Origin of the sequence: Prevotella sp. OH937_COT-195, from assembly GCF_003932845.1 — a bacterium.
Classification (GTDB): domain Bacteria; phylum Bacteroidota; class Bacteroidia; order Bacteroidales; family Bacteroidaceae; genus Prevotella.
In genome coordinates this window covers 1-580 of record NZ_RQZH01000126.1, presented here as the reverse complement: position 1 = coordinate 580, position 580 = coordinate 1, and the positions used below count along the sequence as shown (strand labels likewise).

Below are 580 nucleotides of genomic sequence, written 5' to 3'. Positions count from 1 at the left end.
CCTTGAGGCGCTCGTGGTTGAGCCTGACTATGAGTGGTTGATGATTGATGCGAGCCATTGCAAAGTGCATCCCCATGCTGCTGGAGCGGTTGGCGGCAACCAGGCGATGAGCCGCACAAAAGGGGGCTCAACACCAAAATACATCTGGCCGTGGATGCGCATGGTATGCCGCTCAGAGTTGTTGTTACAGAAGGTACCAGATCTGATTGCAAGGAAGCATGCGCATTGATTGACGGTTTGAGCGCGGAGGCGCTCTTGGCTGACCGTGGATATGACAGCAATGAAATTATAGACAAGGCTGTTGAGTCCGGCTGTCAGCCCGTCATTCCACCCAGAAAAAATCGCAAGGAGCAGCGGGACTATGACAAAGCTCTATACCGTGTACGCCATCTGGTCGAGAACGCTTTTCTTCACCTCAAGAGATGGCGCGGCATCGCTACGCGCTACGCAAAACGAAGCCTTTCCTTCCTTGCCGCCGTGCAAATCAGGTGCATCTCATTGTGGGCAACTATAATTTGACGACACTATCTAACCTTGCAGCCGAAATCGAAAATATATCCAATGGTTGCCGCATTATGGG

1 pseudogene is annotated in these 580 nt (G+C 52.1%); it reads left to right on the top strand.

Annotated elements, in window-relative coordinates:
• Positions 1-519, top strand: a pseudogene (locus EII32_RS11550) (IS5 family transposase); the annotation flags it as partial.
• Between the last annotated feature and the right edge of the window lie 61 nt (positions 520-580).